Annotated in this window: 11 protein-coding genes; 2 read left to right on the top strand and 9 right to left on the bottom strand. The window is 63.4% G+C overall.

The genetic code is table 11. From position 1 onward, the window contains the following. Nucleotides 1-45: 45 nt before the first annotated feature. Complete coding sequence (locus tag LK03_RS03355) at nucleotides 46-651, top strand: toluene tolerance protein (RefSeq protein ID WP_038411062.1); 606 nt, start codon at nucleotides 46-48, stop codon at nucleotides 649-651. A gap of 7 nt (nucleotides 652-658) precedes the next feature. On the opposite strand, the gene LK03_RS03360 is transcribed toward LK03_RS03355, so the two are convergent. The 9 genes from LK03_RS03360 to putP form a co-directional block, all read right to left on the bottom strand. Further along, nucleotides 659-1747: a glycosyltransferase gene (locus LK03_RS03360; protein ID WP_038411063.1), complete on the bottom strand. Its 1089-nt coding sequence runs from the start codon at nucleotides 1745-1747 to the stop codon at nucleotides 659-661. 48 nt (nucleotides 1748-1795) lie between these two features. Further along, nucleotides 1796-2569, bottom strand: a complete 774-nt coding sequence (locus LK03_RS03365) for a glycosyltransferase family 2 protein (protein ID WP_038411064.1) — start codon at nucleotides 2567-2569, stop codon at nucleotides 1796-1798. A 67-nt stretch (nucleotides 2570-2636) separates the two neighbouring features. Further along, nucleotides 2637-3593, bottom strand: coding sequence for a glycosyltransferase (locus LK03_RS03370; RefSeq protein ID WP_038411065.1), 957 nt, complete (start codon nucleotides 3591-3593; stop codon nucleotides 2637-2639). Nucleotides 3594-3641: 48 nt separating this feature from the next. Beyond that, the gene (locus LK03_RS03375; RefSeq protein ID WP_038414592.1) at nucleotides 3642-5045 is read right to left on the bottom strand and encodes a PIG-L deacetylase family protein; all 1404 of its coding nucleotides are present in this window, start codon (nucleotides 5043-5045) and stop codon (nucleotides 3642-3644) included. Then, nucleotides 5042-5938, bottom strand: coding sequence for a GNAT family N-acetyltransferase (locus LK03_RS03380; RefSeq protein ID WP_038411066.1), 897 nt, complete (start codon nucleotides 5936-5938; stop codon nucleotides 5042-5044). The genes LK03_RS03375 and LK03_RS03380 overlap by 4 nt, the downstream gene beginning before the upstream one ends. Further along, nucleotides 5938-7068, bottom strand: a complete 1131-nt coding sequence (locus tag LK03_RS03385; protein ID WP_038411067.1) for a glycosyltransferase — start codon at nucleotides 7066-7068, stop codon at nucleotides 5938-5940. Before LK03_RS03385 ends, LK03_RS03380 begins: the two co-directional genes overlap by 1 nt. Further along, complete coding sequence (locus tag LK03_RS03390) at nucleotides 7052-8809, bottom strand: carbamoyltransferase family protein (RefSeq protein ID WP_038411068.1); 1758 nt, start codon at nucleotides 8807-8809, stop codon at nucleotides 7052-7054. Before LK03_RS03390 ends, LK03_RS03385 begins: the two co-directional genes overlap by 17 nt. A 140-nt stretch (nucleotides 8810-8949) precedes the next feature. Then, nucleotides 8950-9786 carry a 23S rRNA (adenine(2030)-N(6))-methyltransferase RlmJ gene (locus tag LK03_RS03395; protein WP_038411069.1) on the bottom strand — a complete coding sequence of 279 codons (837 nt, stop codon included), beginning with the start codon at nucleotides 9784-9786 and terminating at the stop codon, nucleotides 8950-8952. Nucleotides 9787-9897: 111 nt separating this feature from the next. Beyond that, on the bottom strand, nucleotides 9898-11376 hold the full coding sequence (gene putP, locus LK03_RS03400) for a sodium/proline symporter PutP (RefSeq protein WP_038411070.1): 1479 nt from the start codon (nucleotides 11374-11376) through the stop codon (nucleotides 9898-9900). Nucleotides 11377-11729: 353 nt separating this feature from the next. On the opposite strand from putP, the gene putA reads away from it, so the two are divergent. After that, nucleotides 11730-15683 (top strand): trifunctional transcriptional regulator/proline dehydrogenase/L-glutamate gamma-semialdehyde dehydrogenase, encoded by a 3954-nt coding sequence (putA, locus tag LK03_RS03405; protein ID WP_038411071.1) that lies wholly within the window; start codon nucleotides 11730-11732, stop codon nucleotides 15681-15683. Nucleotides 15684-15703 lie beyond the last annotated feature (20 nt).

The following is a 15703-nucleotide window of genomic DNA, read 5'->3' on the forward strand; positions in this document are numbered from 1 at the left end:
GGCATTATTGCCGGTCACTTGCTTGCCAGAAGACAAGGCTCATTCATGCACTGCTCACGACTCGCCCAGGTCGACTTCGACGCGCTCACCCAAGGCGCCAGGATTCTTGAGGCCGACAGTTACGGCGCCAAAGTCTACCTGCTCGAGGGTGGCAACATCCTCAAGGTTTTTCGTCGCAAGCGGCTTATTTCATCTGCGCTGCTGCGTCCGTACTCGCAGCGCTTCGTCGACAATGCCGGACGTTTGGCGCAAATGGGCATTCCAACGCTGGAAGTGATCAGTCATCACAAGCTCGAAGCACCCGGCAAGACCGCGGTGCTGTACCGCCCCCTGCCAGGCGAGACGCTGCTCGATCTGTCGCGCGAATCGAGCTTCGACTGGGCCGACTACCTGCCGCGCCTGGTCGAGCTGATCAACCGCCTGCACCAGGCCGGCATCTACTTCCGCTCGTTGCATCTGGGCAACGTGGTTGAAACACCTAAAGGCCAACTGGGCCTGATCGACGTCGCCGACATGCGTTTCCTGCGCGCCCCACTGCCCTCGCGAATGGTGCGACGCAATCTGCAACACATGGAACGCTACATCGCCCGAGAAAATCTGGCGGCGCAATTTCCCCTGCAAGCGTTTCAGGCGGCCTTCGCAGACGCCTGAAGATCGTTCAACGCAACAGGCCCTGAGCACGCTGCTGAAAGGCACGCCAGGCCTGCTCAGGGGCGAGCACTCGATACTGCTCGGCCGCCACCGCCGCCGCCGAGCGCAGCGCGCAGCCCTCGATGGCCTTGGCCCAGGCCTCGCCGTTGCCCACCGGCAAATAGCACCCCGCCTCCTTGAGCTGCTCGCGAAACACTGGCAGGTCACTGCTGATCACCGGCACGCCGGCCATCACCGCCTCTTGCAACACCAGCCCGAGCCCCTCCGAACGCGACGGCACCAGCAGCCAGTCGAAAGCCCGGTACAGTCGTGAGAGGTCGTCTCGGTAGCCGCATAGCTCGACCGTCTCGGTCAGGTTCAGTGCCTTGATCCGCGTCTCGAGCCGAGCGCGATGACTGCCCTCGCCGAGAATGACCAGCCGAGCGCGTTTTTCCCGCCCATGGACTTTGCCGAAAGCCTCGATCAGCATTTCGAAGCCTTTGCTTTCCACCAGCCGCCCCACGGCACCGAAGACCGGTCGCTGATCATCCTGTAACGCCAGTTCCTGGCGCGCCTGCTCGCGGGACAGCAGTCGATCGACGAACCCTTGCGGCTCCAGCGCGACGCGCAGGGTGTGCACGGGACGGCCGAGGGTCTGTTCGAGGGTAAAGGCGAGGGTGTTGGAGACGGCGACGATATTCAGTCGCTCTGTGGGCAGCGAACGCAACAGGCGGATATCGCTGTCACGCAGCCGAGTGGAACCGTGGAAAAGCACCGAAGCGTGCACCTGGTGCAGGTCGCGCAGCACCGGCAGGACCAGACGTGCCACGCCCAGGCCGTCGAGCAGCAGCACGTCGGCCGCCGATGCCTGGAGCGCCCTGCGCACCCGAGCGCGGAGCACCGGCAGCATCAGTTGCCATAGATGGCGCCCCTTGAGCGCCCGCGGGGGCATGTGCCACTCGCGTATGGTGCCGACGCTGCAGCAGGTTCCGGCCCCCAGCAGCAGCCAGTTGCTCACGCTGGCCTGAGGCTCGGCGTGGGAAAGAATCTGCCGGTGCACCTTGTGCACCGAGGTATACGGGGAGCCGCCCGCCCACATCACGTTGACGATGTTCATGGGGTGTATAGGCCCCTGATGAGCAGACTGGCCGCCAGTCCCGCGCTTTCATTGAACAAGTAATCCGATTCCCGTACCGATCAAGAGCCCCGTCAGCAGTACCGCGACAAGCTTTAGCCTGTCGCGCTGACGGCGGCGGCTCTTGCGCTGCACTTCCTCCGGGAGGGTTACATGGTTGCCGAAACCGGTATGCAGTACAGCGTCCCCCTCGAGGGTCACACCGGTCAGGTTCAATTCAGCGTAGCGCCTGGACAGCGCCTTTTCACCCGCATATGCAGCAAAGGGTGCACAACGCTGATAATCGCTGAGGCGACGCAGCCCTGGATTGAGCGAAAAGCTTTGCCATTCGGGCTTGTCGGAGATTAGCGGGTAGCAAGGCACGCCGTTGATGACCTGACGATCGCCCAAATGAATGTAGGGGCTGTGAATCGCCAGGTCATGCGCGTGGCTGCGCAACCAAACCTGAAGGATATCCCTCTTGACCTCAAGAATGTTGTGGGAATCTTCGACAAAACCTTGCCGATAGAATTGCCAGTCATCCTCGCAATGAAAGATGTAAGGCGTCTTGACCTGCCCGTAAGCGAGGTCGATGGACGGCAACTGTCCCAGCTTGGGTCGGTTGACGAACACCGTGCAATGGCCTTTCCAGTGCGCCGGCACGGCCTGATGGACGGCATCGTCGCCGGAGTCTTCGGTGATGAAGACCTCGCGAATGGGCGCGGTATTGAAGCGGTCGAAACTCGCCAGGGTGTCTTTGAGCAGGTCGAAGCGACCGCAACTGGTCACCACCAGGGTGATATCACTGTTGTCCGAGAAGCGCACTGGGCTTCCTCCGTTGTACGGCGGTCATCTGTTTCGGCTCCATCCCTGTGCCAGGAAACGGAATGTTTCAAAACCCCAGCTTCAGGCGCAGCCGTTGCCAGGCGCCGAGCGGCGGGCGCGGCCGCAGCGGGGGTGTCATGTGGTCGACGATGCTACGCCCGACCTGGGCAAAACTGAAATGCTCGAGCGCCAGCCGCTGGCCTTGTTCGGCAATGCTGGCCGCAAGCGCCGGGTCTGCACGCAACGTGCGAAGCTTTTCCTGCAACACCGGGATACTGTCGTACAGCACCACGTTGCGCATATCCTCGAGCCCCAGCGCCTGGTTCTCTGCGCTGCCCTGATCGAAGGCCAGCAACACGCAACCACAGGCCATGGCCTCGAAGTTCTTGATCATGTATTCGCCCATGCCGACATCGGCACTGACGAAGAAACGAATGCGGTTCAGGGTATTGCAGTAATCGGCACCAGAATTGGTCTTGGTCACCACCACTGGCTCGACCTGGGCCAGTTCGTCGAGCAACGCCTTGCGCCCGCTGTAGGCGACGCTGCGGGTGCTGCCGACGAAGGCCAGCTCGATGTCCCGTGCCTGCCCCTGGTCAGTCAGCAACTGCTGGTCGTAACCCTTGGGCACGAACACCGCATCGAAGCCCTCTTCGCGCAGGCGCTGGCTGACCATGAAGCCAGAACTGATCACCCGCGCCCATGGCATTTGTCGATAATGCGCCGAGAATTTGCCGGTGTATTTGCAGGAGATGTAGTTCTGGTAGGCATCGTGTTCGAGGATCACCAGGTTGGGCAGGGTGCGGATGAAGCCGGCCTGACGGATTTCCTGCTTGAAACGCAGGAACAACACGATGCGGTCGTAACGGCTGGCGTCTACTTCCTGGCGGAAGTAGCGACGCAGGTTGCGTTGCTCATCGCTGCTCAACCAGCGCAGGTCGCAGTCGCAATGGGCAGCGACACCGTCATAGAGACGGTCGAGAATCGCCCGCTGCTCTTTCTGCACCAGAAACAGGACTTTCATAGAATTCCTTGGCCGTTCGGCATTCGCTCGATCAGACATTCGTCACGCTCACAGGTCGCGACGCCAAAACAGTTCATGCCGCCGTACCGCCTTGCGGAAGAATTCATTCTCGCCGTACGGCGACCCACGGCGACCCGCCAGCCAGCGTTGCAGCACACGTCGCAGACGCCGCTTGAACGGCGCGGGCGGCTGCAGATCATGCATCATGCCCAAGGCCATGGCCTTGTCGCGCTGGGTTGCAAGGTCGAGCTGCAGACTGCACGGCGTCCAGGCCTGTTCGGCGTGCAACTGCGGCGGCAGAGCAACGCCATCACCGCTGTCGCCCATCGGCCAGCGGTCGTTGTCGTGCAGGTGATTGGCATAGCAGAGCAAGGTCTGCGGCTGCCAGGCGAGTCCCTGCAGCGCTTCGAGCACGGCCAACTGGCCGTAATGGTGATCGGGGTGTGGGTCGAGCTGCGGGTGCGGCATGACCAACACCTGCGGCCTGGCCTTTTCGAGTAGTACACGCAGGTCGGCCACCAGGTTCTGCCAGCTGGGCACGCCATCGACATCGCCGGGCAGGCTGAACCCATTGAAACTGCGGAACAGGCGGGTGTCGTCCGTCTCGGCTTCGCGCGAGCCCACGGCGCGGGTCGGGTCGGCATGCATGGCGGGCAGTTGCAGGCAGAAATAACCCAGCTGCACGCAACGCGCCTCGTCGACCCCGGCCCAGCGCGGCACGGCGATGCTGTCCCAGGCGCGCAAACGGCCCTTGAGCTGCGCCGCCTCGGCCTGACCCAGACCCATCTGCTGGTAATGCTCGGCCTCGATTTCACCGGCCGTGAGCGTGACAACCCAGGCCTCTTCTGCCTGACGATAAAGGCCAAAGGCCGCCAGCTCGGCATCGTCGGCATGGGGCGCAATGACCATTACCCGCCGCTGACGCAGTTCCACCGCCGGGGTCAGCCACAGCTGTGGTTCGCCCAGCACCCGGCAGTGACGGCCCCTGAGGCGCAGCCGGCCTTCACGCAGTGGCGCGGCGAGACCGCTGAGGTTGAGGAAGCGCACGCCATCGACGCCTCGCTCGAACGTTTGTCGATCAAGCCGGGCATCGCTCCACAGCTCCACACAAGGGTCGAGAAAGCGCCCAAACCAATTGGCCTTTACCTGAACCTGAAGAATCAGCGTGTCATCTTCACCGCAGTCACTACAGCCGCTCAGCACACCGTCGTGCACGGTGAGGGCCTGGCGATGGGTCTGCTCACCGAATTGATAGACGTAATCCTGATCGGGCGTATAGAACAGGTGATCGGCGAACCACGCTTCATGCCCAGCCCATACCAATGGCAGCAACAACAACGGCAGCCACCACCAAGTGAAAATGCCGAGTACCAGCAATAGCAGCACCATCACCAGCACGCCGATGCGCTTGTTGCGCCGGTGCCGCCTGAGCAACGCCTGCTTGCGGCTCATGCCTGCAGCACCGGCACTGGCGTGCACCAGCGCTCCTTGTATTCGCGGTCGGCGCGGCCAAACGAGAAGCGCAGCGTCTTGCCCTGTGCCTTGGCGTCTTCCCAGGCAGATTGGGTGTTGAGGAAACTGAGCACGCTGCCGGGGCTGAAGGCCTTGGTTTCAGGGTCGACGCCGCCGTTGACGTACTCGACGCTGATCCACTCTGGCGCCTCGACCCGGTACACCAGCTGAATGGCGATTGGCTTGCCTTCGAGCAGCAGTACCGAACCGATCAGCAATTGGCGCAGCCGCTCGATGACCTCGCCCATGTGCGCAGCACCGGTCGCGGCAAAACCCCAGCGGCGCTGGAACAGGTCGCAGTAGATGGCGGCGATGTCCGCCGAGCTGTAATCCTGAATCGCCCGCACTTCACCGCCCGCCTCTTCCAGCAAGCGCAGCTCCCGGCGCTGGTTGTAGCGGAATTTCTTGGATAGGTCTTCGTGGGCGCGCGCCAGGGCCAGTTGCTCTGGCTGCGCCTTGAGGCCGATGAAACGGCCGTGACTGAGTTCCGAGAGATAGCGTGCGGCATGACGCAACGGCGCGGCGGCATCGGCAGCCGCCGGCAGGATGATTTCGGCATTGCCCAGGTCGAACAGACCTTTTTTGCCGTGGCGCTTGAGCACGTCCTTGGACAGCGCGAGGTGACGCCCCCAGGTGGGAATCGCCGCCTTCAGCTCGCCATGCTGATACCAGCCCAGGTAGCGCACCGGAATCTGCGCCAGCTCGGCCAGTTGCGCCACCACCTGCGGGTGGGTGGCGACGCTGCCGCCGTAGCGCTGCCAGGCATCGGCATAGGTGGCAGCGTCGATGCAGGTCCAGCCGCGCTCGCGCCACGCTTGTATGTACTTGAGCATCAGCGCTGCCCCTCCAGCGCCTGCACCTGCGGCAACTGCCAGAAGGCCTGCGCAACTGCGGCATCAGAGAAGCGCTGATGCAGGCGTTGCAGCATGGCCTCTGCACAGGCCTGGCGCTGCGCGGCATCGAGCCTCGACACCTGCACCAAACCCTGGCCGAGCAGGTCGGCATAACCCAGCGGGAACAGCATGCCCACGCCTTCGACCACCTCGCGCGCGCCGCCACAGGCGGTGGCCAGCACCGGCACGCCGGCGACCATCGCCTCCAGCAGAACCATACCGAACGGCTCGTGATCGGAGCTCAGGGCAAAGGCGTCGAAGGCCTTGAAGTAACGCCGGGCATCTGCAACCTGACCGAGGAAATCCACCCGCTCGCTGATACCCAGCTCAGCGGCCAGGGCTTTGAGTCGTTCTTCCAACCGGCCCTTGCCGAGAATTGCCAGGCGCGAACCCGTCGGCAGTTCAGGCAATGCCTGGGCGAAGCCGCGCAGCAGATTGGCCTGGTCCTTATCGGGATGCAGACGGCCGACGTTGCCGACAATCCACGCCTGAGCATCGAGGCCCAACGCCTGACGGGCAGCAGCCTGCGGCAGCAATGCTCCCTGCAACGCCTCGACGTCGACGCGGTTGTACAGCGTCTGGATGCGTTCGCCCGGCCAGCTCGGCAGGCAGCGGCGCATGTCGTCACGCACCGCATCGGAGACACCGAGCAGGCTCAGGCGCTTGCGCATCAGGTTGGCGAACAACTGACGGCCCTTGCGCTGGTAGTCACCGAAGGCGTGGTGCACGCCAATCACCGGCAGGCGGGTGGCCAGCAAGGTGATGTAGATCGGCTTGAAGCGGTGGGCGATGCAGAAGCTGAAGCGGCGCTGCGCAGCGATCTTGCGCAGCGCCGCAATGGCGCCCAGCTTCAGGCCGCGCACGGCCTTGGAGCTGAACTCGAGAAACAGCACTTCGTCCGAAGCGCAGCCGGCTGCCACGGCCGGGTCGGCACGGCCGGTGAGAAATACCGTGGTGACCCGGTAGCCGCGCCCCTGGAACAGACTCGCGTACTGACGTGCGCAATCGAGGAACGGCCCGTCATAGCCGTGGCAAAACTGCAGGACGTGACGCTCAGCGTGGCTGGTCATACGCGGCAGCGCCGTCCTTGACCACGAGGATGTCTTCCATGATCAGGTACTGCAGGTCGGAACCGAAGAACATGTTCAGCGCGTCGGTCGGCGAGCAGATCATCGGCTCGCCGCGACGGTTGAGCGAGGTGTTCAGAGATACGCCGTTGCCGGTGAGGTCTTCCAGCGCCTTCATCATGTCGTAGTAGCGCGGGTTGTATTCGCGTTTGAGCACCTGCGCACGCGAAGTGCCGTCTTCGTGAACGACTTCCGGCACGCGGATCTTCCACTCGTCGGCCACTTCGAAGGTGAAGGTCATGAACGGCGCCGGGTGATCGATCTTGATCATCTGCGGGGCCACGGTGTCGAGCATCGACGGGCAGAAAGGCCTCCAGCGCTCGCGGAACTTGATCTGGTGGTTGATGCGATCAGCCACCCCGGCCACGCTCGGGCAACCAATGATCGAACGCCCGCCCAGCGCACGCGGACCGAACTCCATACGGCCCTGGAACCAGGCCACCGGGTTGCCGTCGACCATGATCTGGGCGATCTGCCGCGGCATGTCGTCGAGTTTGCGCCAGGCCGGCTGATTGGGATGGCGCGCACAGGCGGCGATGACGTCTTCGTTGGAGTACGCAGGGCCAAGGTAGACGTGCTCCATCTTCTCGACCGGCACGCCGCGAGCATGGGACACGTAGGCTGCAGCGCCCACCGCAGTACCGGCATCACCGGACGCCGGCTGGACGAACAGTTCCTTGACGTCGGAGCGGGCGATGATCTTCTGGTTGAGCTTGACGTTCAGCGCGCAGCCGCCGGCGAAGGCCAGCTTGCCGGTTTCGCGCAGGGTATCGCCCAGGTAATGGTCGATCATCTGCAGCGCCAGCTTCTCGAACAGCGCCTGCATGCTCGCAGCGTAATGGATGTAGGGCTCGTCGGCGATGTCGCCTTCGCGTTTCGGGCCCAGCCACTCGATCAGCTTGGGCGAGAAATAGAAGCCCTTGCCCTGCTCTTTATGGCGACGCAAGCCAATAACGTTGGCGTATTCGGTGTTGATCACCAGCTCGCCGCTTTCAAAGCTGGCCAGGCGCGAGAAATCGTACTTGCTGGCATCGCCGTAGGGCGCCATGCCCATGACCTTGAATTCGCCGTCGAGCATCTCGAAACCGAGGAACTCGGTGATCGCGCCGTACAGCCCGCCCAGCGAATCGGGATCGAAGAACTCTTTGATCTTGTGGATCTTGCCGTTCTCGCCATAGCCGAAGAAGGTGGTGGCGTACTCGCCCTTGCCGTCGATGCCGAGGATCGCGGTCTTTTCCTTGAACCCCGAGCAATGGTAGGCGCTGGAAGCGTGGGCCAGGTGGTGCTCGACCGGTTCGATCTTGATCTTCTTCGCATCGAAGCCCAGTTGCTCCAGGCACCAGACGATCTTCTTGCGGTAGCGCTTGTAGCGGCGGTTGCCCATGAGGATGGCATCGAGCGCGCGATCAGGGGCGTACCAGTAGCGCTTGGCGTAGTGCCAGCGCGCCTTGCCGAACAGGCTGATGGGGGCGAAGGGAATGGCCACCACATCGACGTCGGAAGGTGTGATACCGGCCTGTTCCAGGCAGAACTTCGCCGACTCGTAGGGCATGCGGTTCTTCGCATGTTTGTCACGCACGAAGCGCTCTTCTTCGGCGGCGGCAATCAGTTTGCCGTCGATGTACAAAGCCGCGGAAGGGTCATGGCTAAGGGCGCCGGACAGGCCAAGAATCGTCAATGCCAAGGGATTCGCCTCTTGATTCGGTAAAGATGCGCCGTAGGCCTGGTGGGCGCACGGCGGCTAAAGCGCGGGATTATAACGCAAGGTGAGTACGTACGTATGTACCACCGCCGAGCCGCCCGGGGCGCAGCGATGGCCCGGTGTCACTCGGCGATGAGCCAGTCGAGGCGGTAGCTGCCGGCTGTCTGCGCCAGCTCCTTGGCCAGCCAGGGCAACAGTTCGCGCAGCTCGTCTTCCAGCCCCCACGGCGGGTTGGCGATGGCCAGGCCCGAGCCATTGAGGCCCTGCGGGCTGTCCTGGTGATGCACGTACAATTCGGCGCGCAGTAGCTTCGGTGCACCGGTGCTGGTGAGGTCCTGGTAGAAGCGCGTCAGTGCGCGCTGATCCTTGATCGGGTACCAGATCGCGACCACGGTCTGGCGCATGCGGCCGATCGCCTCTTTCATGGCCAGGGTGCAGCGCTTGAGCTCGTCGGCCTGCTCGAACGGCGGATCGACGAGCATGATCGCGCGCTTCTCGGCCACTGGCAGCAACGCCCGTGGCACATGCCAGCCTTCACCGAGATGGACCGCCACACGCGGGTCCTTCTTCATGTTGTCCTTGAGCAACTGGCCATCTTCGGGGTGCTTTTCGTTGAACTGGGCGCGATCCTGCTGACGCATCAGGCGACGGGCCAGCTCCGGGGAACCCGGGTAGTAGCGCAGCTCGCCATCGGCGTTCAGACGCTTGACCACGCGCAGGTAGTCGGCGGTGATCGCCGGCAGGTCATCGCGCCCCCACAGACGGGCGATGCCTTCGAGGTATTCACCTGTGCGGCTCGCCTGATCGCCGTGCAAGTCATACAGACCCAGGCCAGCGTGGGTGTCGAGGTAGGCAAATGGTTGCTCTTTTCGCGACATCAGGGCGATGAGGCGGGTGAGCACGATGTGCTTGAGGACGTCGGCGTGGTTGCCGGCGTGAAAGGCGTGACGATAATTCATGGCAACTCCTGCGCGGGCGGGAAGTTTACCTTGTCGGATCGTTGCAGTCAGGTGCGAGACGCGCCTGGCCGATGAACCCGCGTTGGCGGGCCCAGCGACCAGGCACCTCGGTTACTTGTCGGCGTGGTAAGCGGCATCAGCCGTTTCGAAACGCTGAACCATGCTGCGCGACGGGCTGCCCAGCTTGCTCACCAGCACGATGGCCAGGGTGCCCAGCAGGAAGCCAGGGATGATTTCGTACAGACCCCAGACATCGATCTGCTTCCACAGAATGACGGTCAACGCACCGACCACGATGCCGGCCAGGGCACCGTTGCGGGTCATGCCCTTCCACACCACCGACAGCAGCACCACCGGACCGAACGCAGCACCGAAGCCAGCCCAGGCGTAGGCGACCAGGCCCAGAACGCGGTTGTCCGGGTTGGCAGCCAGGGCGATGGCAACCAGGGCGACGGCCAGCACCATCAGGCGACCGACCCACACCAGCTCACGCTGCGAGGCGTTCTTGCGCAGGAAGGCTTTGTAGAAGTCTTCGGTCAGCGCACTGGAGCACACCAGCAACTGACAGCTCAGGGTGCTCATCACCGCGGCGAGAATGGCCGACAGCAGCACACCGGCAACCCAGGGGTTGAAGAGGATCTTCGCCAGTTCGATGAACACTCGCTCGTGGTTCTCGTTGACCGGGCCGGCGACGTCCGGGTTGGCCGAGAAGTAAGCGATGCCGAAGAAGCCCACGGCGCAGGTGCCGACCAGGCAGAGGATCATCCAGGTCATGGAGATGCGGCGGGCACTGGCGATCGACTTGACCGAGTCGGCGGCCATGAAGCGTGCCAGGATGTGCGGCTGGCCGAAGTAGCCTAGACCCCAGCCCATCAGCGAGATGATGCCGATGAAGGTAGCGCCCTTGAACAGGTCGAAGTTGGCAGGGTTTTGCGCTTCGATAGCGAGGAATGCGGTATCGACACCACCAGTGGCGAGCACCACGAAGATCGGCGTGAGGATCAGCGCGAAGATCATCAACGAGGCCTGCACGGTATCGGTCCAGCTCACCGCCAGGAAACCACCGACGAAGGTGTAGGCGATGGTTGCCGCCGCCCCAGCCCACAGCGCCGTTTCATAGGACATGCCGAAGGTGCTTTCGAACAGACGCGCGCCAGCGACGATGCCCGAGGCGCAATAGATGGTGAAGAAAATCAAAATGACCACGGCCGAGATGATACGCAGCAGACCGCTCCGATCTTCGAAGCGGCTGGCGAAGTAGTCCGGCAGTGTCAGCGCATCGCCGTTGTGCTCGGTCTGCACCCGCAGCCGGCCAGCGACGAACAGCCAGTTCAGGTAGGCGCCGACGGTCAGGCCGATGGCGATCCAGGCCTCCGACAAGCCCGACATGTAAATGGCGCCCGGCAAGCCCATGAGCAGCCAGCCACTCATGTCCGAAGCGCCCGCCGACAATGCGGTTACGACGCTGCCAAGGCTGCGTCCGCCAAGAATGTAGTCGGAAAGGTTGTTGGTAGCGCGGTAGGCGGCAAAGCCGATGAGGACCATTGCAGCGATGTAGATCACAAAGGTGATCGTGATTGGATTGCTCATGTTGTGCCCTGGTGTTTGTTGTTATGAACCGCGACCGTAGCAAGACGGTTGCACCCAGGCGACGCATCCTATGAGACAAGCAGAATCAGGTGCAACCATTTTTCACTTGACAGTTGCACCTTGAGACTTTTCTTTCAAATAATCAGAAGATCCGCCTCATATTCGTGCAATCCGCCGCTATTCATGCCCCTTAACGACCTGTATATGCCGTTTTCAGACACCCAAAAACGGCATCGGACGGATAGCACTGCAAACTGCGAAAAAACGGGTTGCACCCGGTTGCACCTCGTGGCTGAGCAGCGCTAATCTTGCCGCCAGCTAACGCCACGCCGTGGCAATAACGAGGACAAGAAATGGCGACGACCACCCTTGGGGTCAAACTTGACGACCCCACTCGCGAGCGACTCAAGGCAGCTGCGCAGTCCATCGACCGCACGCCGCACTGGTTGATCAAGCAAGCGATCTTCAATTACCTGGAGAAGCTCGAGGGCGGCGCCAGCCTCAATGACCTCAACGGCCAGGCAGCCAGCCTTGCCGATGACATCGGCGATGTGCAGGCCGATCACAGCCACCAGTGCTTCCTGGAATTTGCCGAAAGCATCCTGCCGCAATCGGTACTGCGTTCGGCGATCACCGCCGCCTACCGCCGGCCCGAGCAGGAAATGGTGCCGATGCTGCTGGAACAGGCCCGCCTGACCAGCGCCCAGGCCGAGGCGACCAACAAGATGGCCGCCGGCATCGCCGAAAAACTGCGCAATCAGAAGAGCGCCAGCGGGCGCGCCGGCGTAGTGCAGGGGCTGCTGCAGGAATTCTCGCTGTCGTCCCAGGAAGGCGTCGCACTCATGTGCCTGGCCGAAGCGCTGTTGCGCATCCCTGACAAAGGTACCCGCGATGCACTGATCCGCGACAAGATCAGCACCGGCAACTGGCAGCCGCACCTGGGCAACAGCCCCTCGCTGTTCGTCAACGCCGCGACCTGGGGCCTGCTGCTGACCGGCAAGCTGGTCTCGACCCACAACGAATCCGGCCTCACTTCGTCGCTGACCCGCATCATCGGCAAGAGCGGCGAGCCGATGATCCGCAAGGGCGTCGACATGGCCATGCGCCTGATGGGCGAGCAGTTCGTCACCGGCGAAACCATTGCCGAGGCGCTGGCCAATGCCAACCGTTTCGAGTCCAAGGGCTTCCGTTACTCCTACGACATGCTCGGCGAAGCAGCCCTTACCGAGCACGATGCGCAGAAATACCTCGCCTCCTACGAGCAGGCCATCCATTCCATCGGCAAGGCGTCCAATGGCCGTGGCATCTATGAAGGCCCGGGCATTTCCATCAAGCTCTCGGCGCTGCACCCGCGCTACAGCCGCGCGCAGTACGAGCGAGTGATGGAAGAGCTGTACCCGCGCCTGCTCAGCCTGACCCTGCTGGCCAAGCAGTACGACATCGGCCTGAACATCGACGCTGAAGAAGCCGACCGCCTCGAACTGTCGCTCGATCTGCTCGAGCGCCTGTGCTTCGAGCCGGCGCTGAGCGGCTGGAACGGTATCGGTTTCGTCATCCAGGCGTATCAAAAGCGCTGCCCGTATGTCATCGACTACGTCATCGACCTGGCCAAGCGCAGCCGCCACCGCCTGATGATTCGCCTGGTCAAGGGCGCCTACTGGGACAGCGAGGTCAAGCGCGCCCAGGTCGAAGGTCTGGAGGGATACCCCGTGTATACCCGCAAGGTCTACACCGACGTCTCGTTCATTGCTTGTGCGCGCAAGCTGCTGGCCGTACCGGAAGCCATCTACCCGCAGTTCGCCACCCACAACGCCCATACCCTGTCGGCCATCTACCAGATCGCCGGCCAGAACTATTACCCCGGCCAGTACGAATTCCAGTGCCTGCACGGCATGGGCGAGCCGCTGTACGAGCAAGTGGTGGGCAAGCTGGCCGAGGGCAAGCTGAACCGTCCGTGCCGGGTCTACGCCCCGGTCGGCACCCACGAGACGCTGCTGGCCTACCTGGTCCGCCGCCTGCTGGAAAACGGCGCCAACACCTCGTTCGTCAACCGCATCGCCGACCACTCGATTTCCATCCAGGAGCTGGTCGCCGACCCGGTCGCCAGCATCGAACGCATGGCCGCACAGGAAGGCAGCATCGGCCTGCCGCACCCGCGCATCCCACAGCCGCGCGACCTCTATGGCAGCGAGCGGGCCAACTCGGCCGGCATCGACATGGCTAATGAACATCGCCTGGCGTCGCTCTCCTGCGCGCTGCTGTCGACCGCTCACCACGACTGGAAAGCGCTGCCGATGCTGGCCTGCGCCAGCAGTGAAGAGGCTGCGGCAGACGTACTGAACCCCTCGGATCATCGCGATGTGGTGGGCAAGGTGCAGGAAGCCACGGAGGCAGATGCCGACAACGCCGTGCAGTGCGCGATCAATGCCGCACCGATCTGGCAGGCCACGCCGCCAGTAGAACGTGCCGCCATCCTGGAACGCGCCGCCGACGCCATGGAGGCTGAAATCCAGCCGCTGATGGGCCTGCTGGTGCGCGAGGCCGGCAAGACCTTCGCCAACGCCATCGCCGAAGTGCGCGAAGCGGTGGATTTTCTACGCTACTACGCCTTGCAGGCGCGTACCGACCTGAGCAATGCCGACTGCCGCCCACTGGGCCCGGTGGTGTGCATCAGCCCCTGGAACTTCCCGCTGGCGATCTTCTCCGGCCAGGTGGCCGCAGCGCTGGCCGCCGGCAACCCGGTATTGGCCAAGCCCGCCGAGCAAACCCCGCTAATCGCTGCCCAGGCCGTGGGCCTGCTGCTCGAAGCCGGTATTCCCGAAGGCGTGCTGCAACTGCTGCCAGGGCGCGGCGAAAGCGTCGGTGCGCGGCTGGTGGGCGATGAGCGGGTCAAAGGCGTGATGTTCACCGGTTCCACGGAAGTGGCGCGACTGCTGCAACGCAATGTGGCCGGTCGCCTCGACGCCCAGGGCCGGCCGATTCCGCTGATCGCCGAAACCGGCGGGCAGAACGCGATGATCGTCGATTCCTCGGCGCTCACCGAGCAGGTGGTGGTGGATGTGGTGTCATCGGCCTTCGACAGCGCCGGTCAACGCTGCTCGGCGCTGCGCGTGCTGTGCCTGCAGGAAGACTGCGCCGACCGGGTCATCGAAATGCTCAAGGGCGCCATGGCGCAAAGCCGCCTGGGCAACCCGGAACGACTGTCGGTGGACATTGGCCCGGTGATCGACGCCGAAGCCAAGGCCGGCATCGAACAGCACATCCAGGGCATGCGTGAGAAAGGCCGTGCGGTGTATCAGGTGGCGCTGGCCGATGCTGCCGAGGTCAAGCGTGGCACCTTCGTCATGCCGACGCTGATCGAGCTGGACAGCCTCGATGAACTCAAGCGTGAAATCTTCGGCCCAGTGCTGCACGTGGTGCGCTACAACCGCCGCAACCTCGACGGCCTGATCGAGCAGATCAACGCCTCGGGCTATGGCCTGACCCTGGGCGTGCATACCCGCATCGACGAAACCATCGCCAAGGTGGTCGACAACGTCAACGCCGGCAACCTGTACGTCAACCGCAACATCGTCGGCGCCGTGGTCGGCGTGCAGCCATTCGGCGGCGAGGGGCTGTCGGGTACCGGACCGAAAGCCGGTGGCCCGCTGTACCTGTACCGCCTGCTCTCGACCCGCCCGGCCGACGCCATCGCCCGGCACTTCCAGCGCGTCGACGGCGACGGCAAGGCCGACGCCGCGCTGCGCGAGCACCTGCTGCAACCGCTGCACGCGCTCAAGACCTGGGCTACCGGCAACCAGCACGGTGAGCTGGCCAGCCTGTGCGAGCAGTTCGCCGAACAGTCGCAAAGCGGCGTGACTCGCGTGCTGCCCGGCCCGACTGGCGAGCGCAACAGCTACACCATCCTGCCGCGCGAGCATGTGCTGTGTCTGACTGAAAACGAAACCGACCTGCTCAACCAACTGGCTGCGGTACTGGCGGTGGGCAGCTCGGCGCTGTGGCTGGACGCCGAACCCGGCAAAACCCTACGCGCGCGCCTGCCCAAAGAAGTGCAAGGCAAGATCGCCCTGGTGGCGGACTGGCAGAAAGATGACGTGGCCTTCGACGCCGTGTTGCATCACGGTGATTGCGATCAACTGCGCGGCGTCTGCCAGCAGGTGGCGCAGCGCGGCGGCGCCATCGTCGGGGTACAGGGGCTGTCGTCCGGTGATAGCAACATCGCGCTGGAGCGCCTGGTGATCGAGCGAGCGGTGAGCGTCAATACTGCGGCGGCGGGAGGGAATGCGAGTCTGATGACGATTGGCTGAGACATCGCTCGCGCAAGCGG

Origin of the sequence: Pseudomonas cremoricolorata, assembly GCF_000759535.1 — a bacterium.
In the GTDB taxonomy this organism is placed as follows: domain Bacteria; phylum Pseudomonadota; class Gammaproteobacteria; order Pseudomonadales; family Pseudomonadaceae; genus Aquipseudomonas; species Aquipseudomonas cremoricolorata_A.

Excerpts from the sequence above, each read along its gene's own strand:
- putP (WP_038411070.1), bottom strand. The coding sequence starts at position 11,376 with ATGAGCAATCCAATCACGATCACCTTTGTGATCTACATCGCTGCAATG.
- putA (WP_038411071.1), top strand. The coding sequence starts at position 11,730 with ATGGCGACGACCACCCTTGGGGTCAAACTTGACGACCCCACTCGCGAG.
- LK03_RS03380 (WP_038411066.1), bottom strand. The coding sequence starts at position 5,938 with ATGCTCAAGTACATACAAGCGTGGCGCGAGCGCGGCTGGACCTGCATC.
- LK03_RS03385 (WP_038411067.1), bottom strand. The coding sequence starts at position 7,068 with ATGACCAGCCACGCTGAGCGTCACGTCCTGCAGTTTTGCCACGGCTAT.
- LK03_RS03395 (WP_038411069.1), bottom strand. The coding sequence starts at position 9,786 with ATGAATTATCGTCACGCCTTTCACGCCGGCAACCACGCCGACGTCCTC.
- LK03_RS03360 (WP_038411063.1), bottom strand. The coding sequence starts at position 1,747 with ATGAACATCGTCAACGTGATGTGGGCGGGCGGCTCCCCGTATACCTCG.
- LK03_RS03375 (WP_038414592.1), bottom strand. The coding sequence starts at position 5,045 with ATGAGCCGCAAGCAGGCGTTGCTCAGGCGGCACCGGCGCAACAAGCGC.
- LK03_RS03355 (WP_038411062.1), top strand. The coding sequence starts at position 46 with ATGCACTGCTCACGACTCGCCCAGGTCGACTTCGACGCGCTCACCCAA.
- LK03_RS03370 (WP_038411065.1), bottom strand. The coding sequence starts at position 3,593 with ATGAAAGTCCTGTTTCTGGTGCAGAAAGAGCAGCGGGCGATTCTCGAC.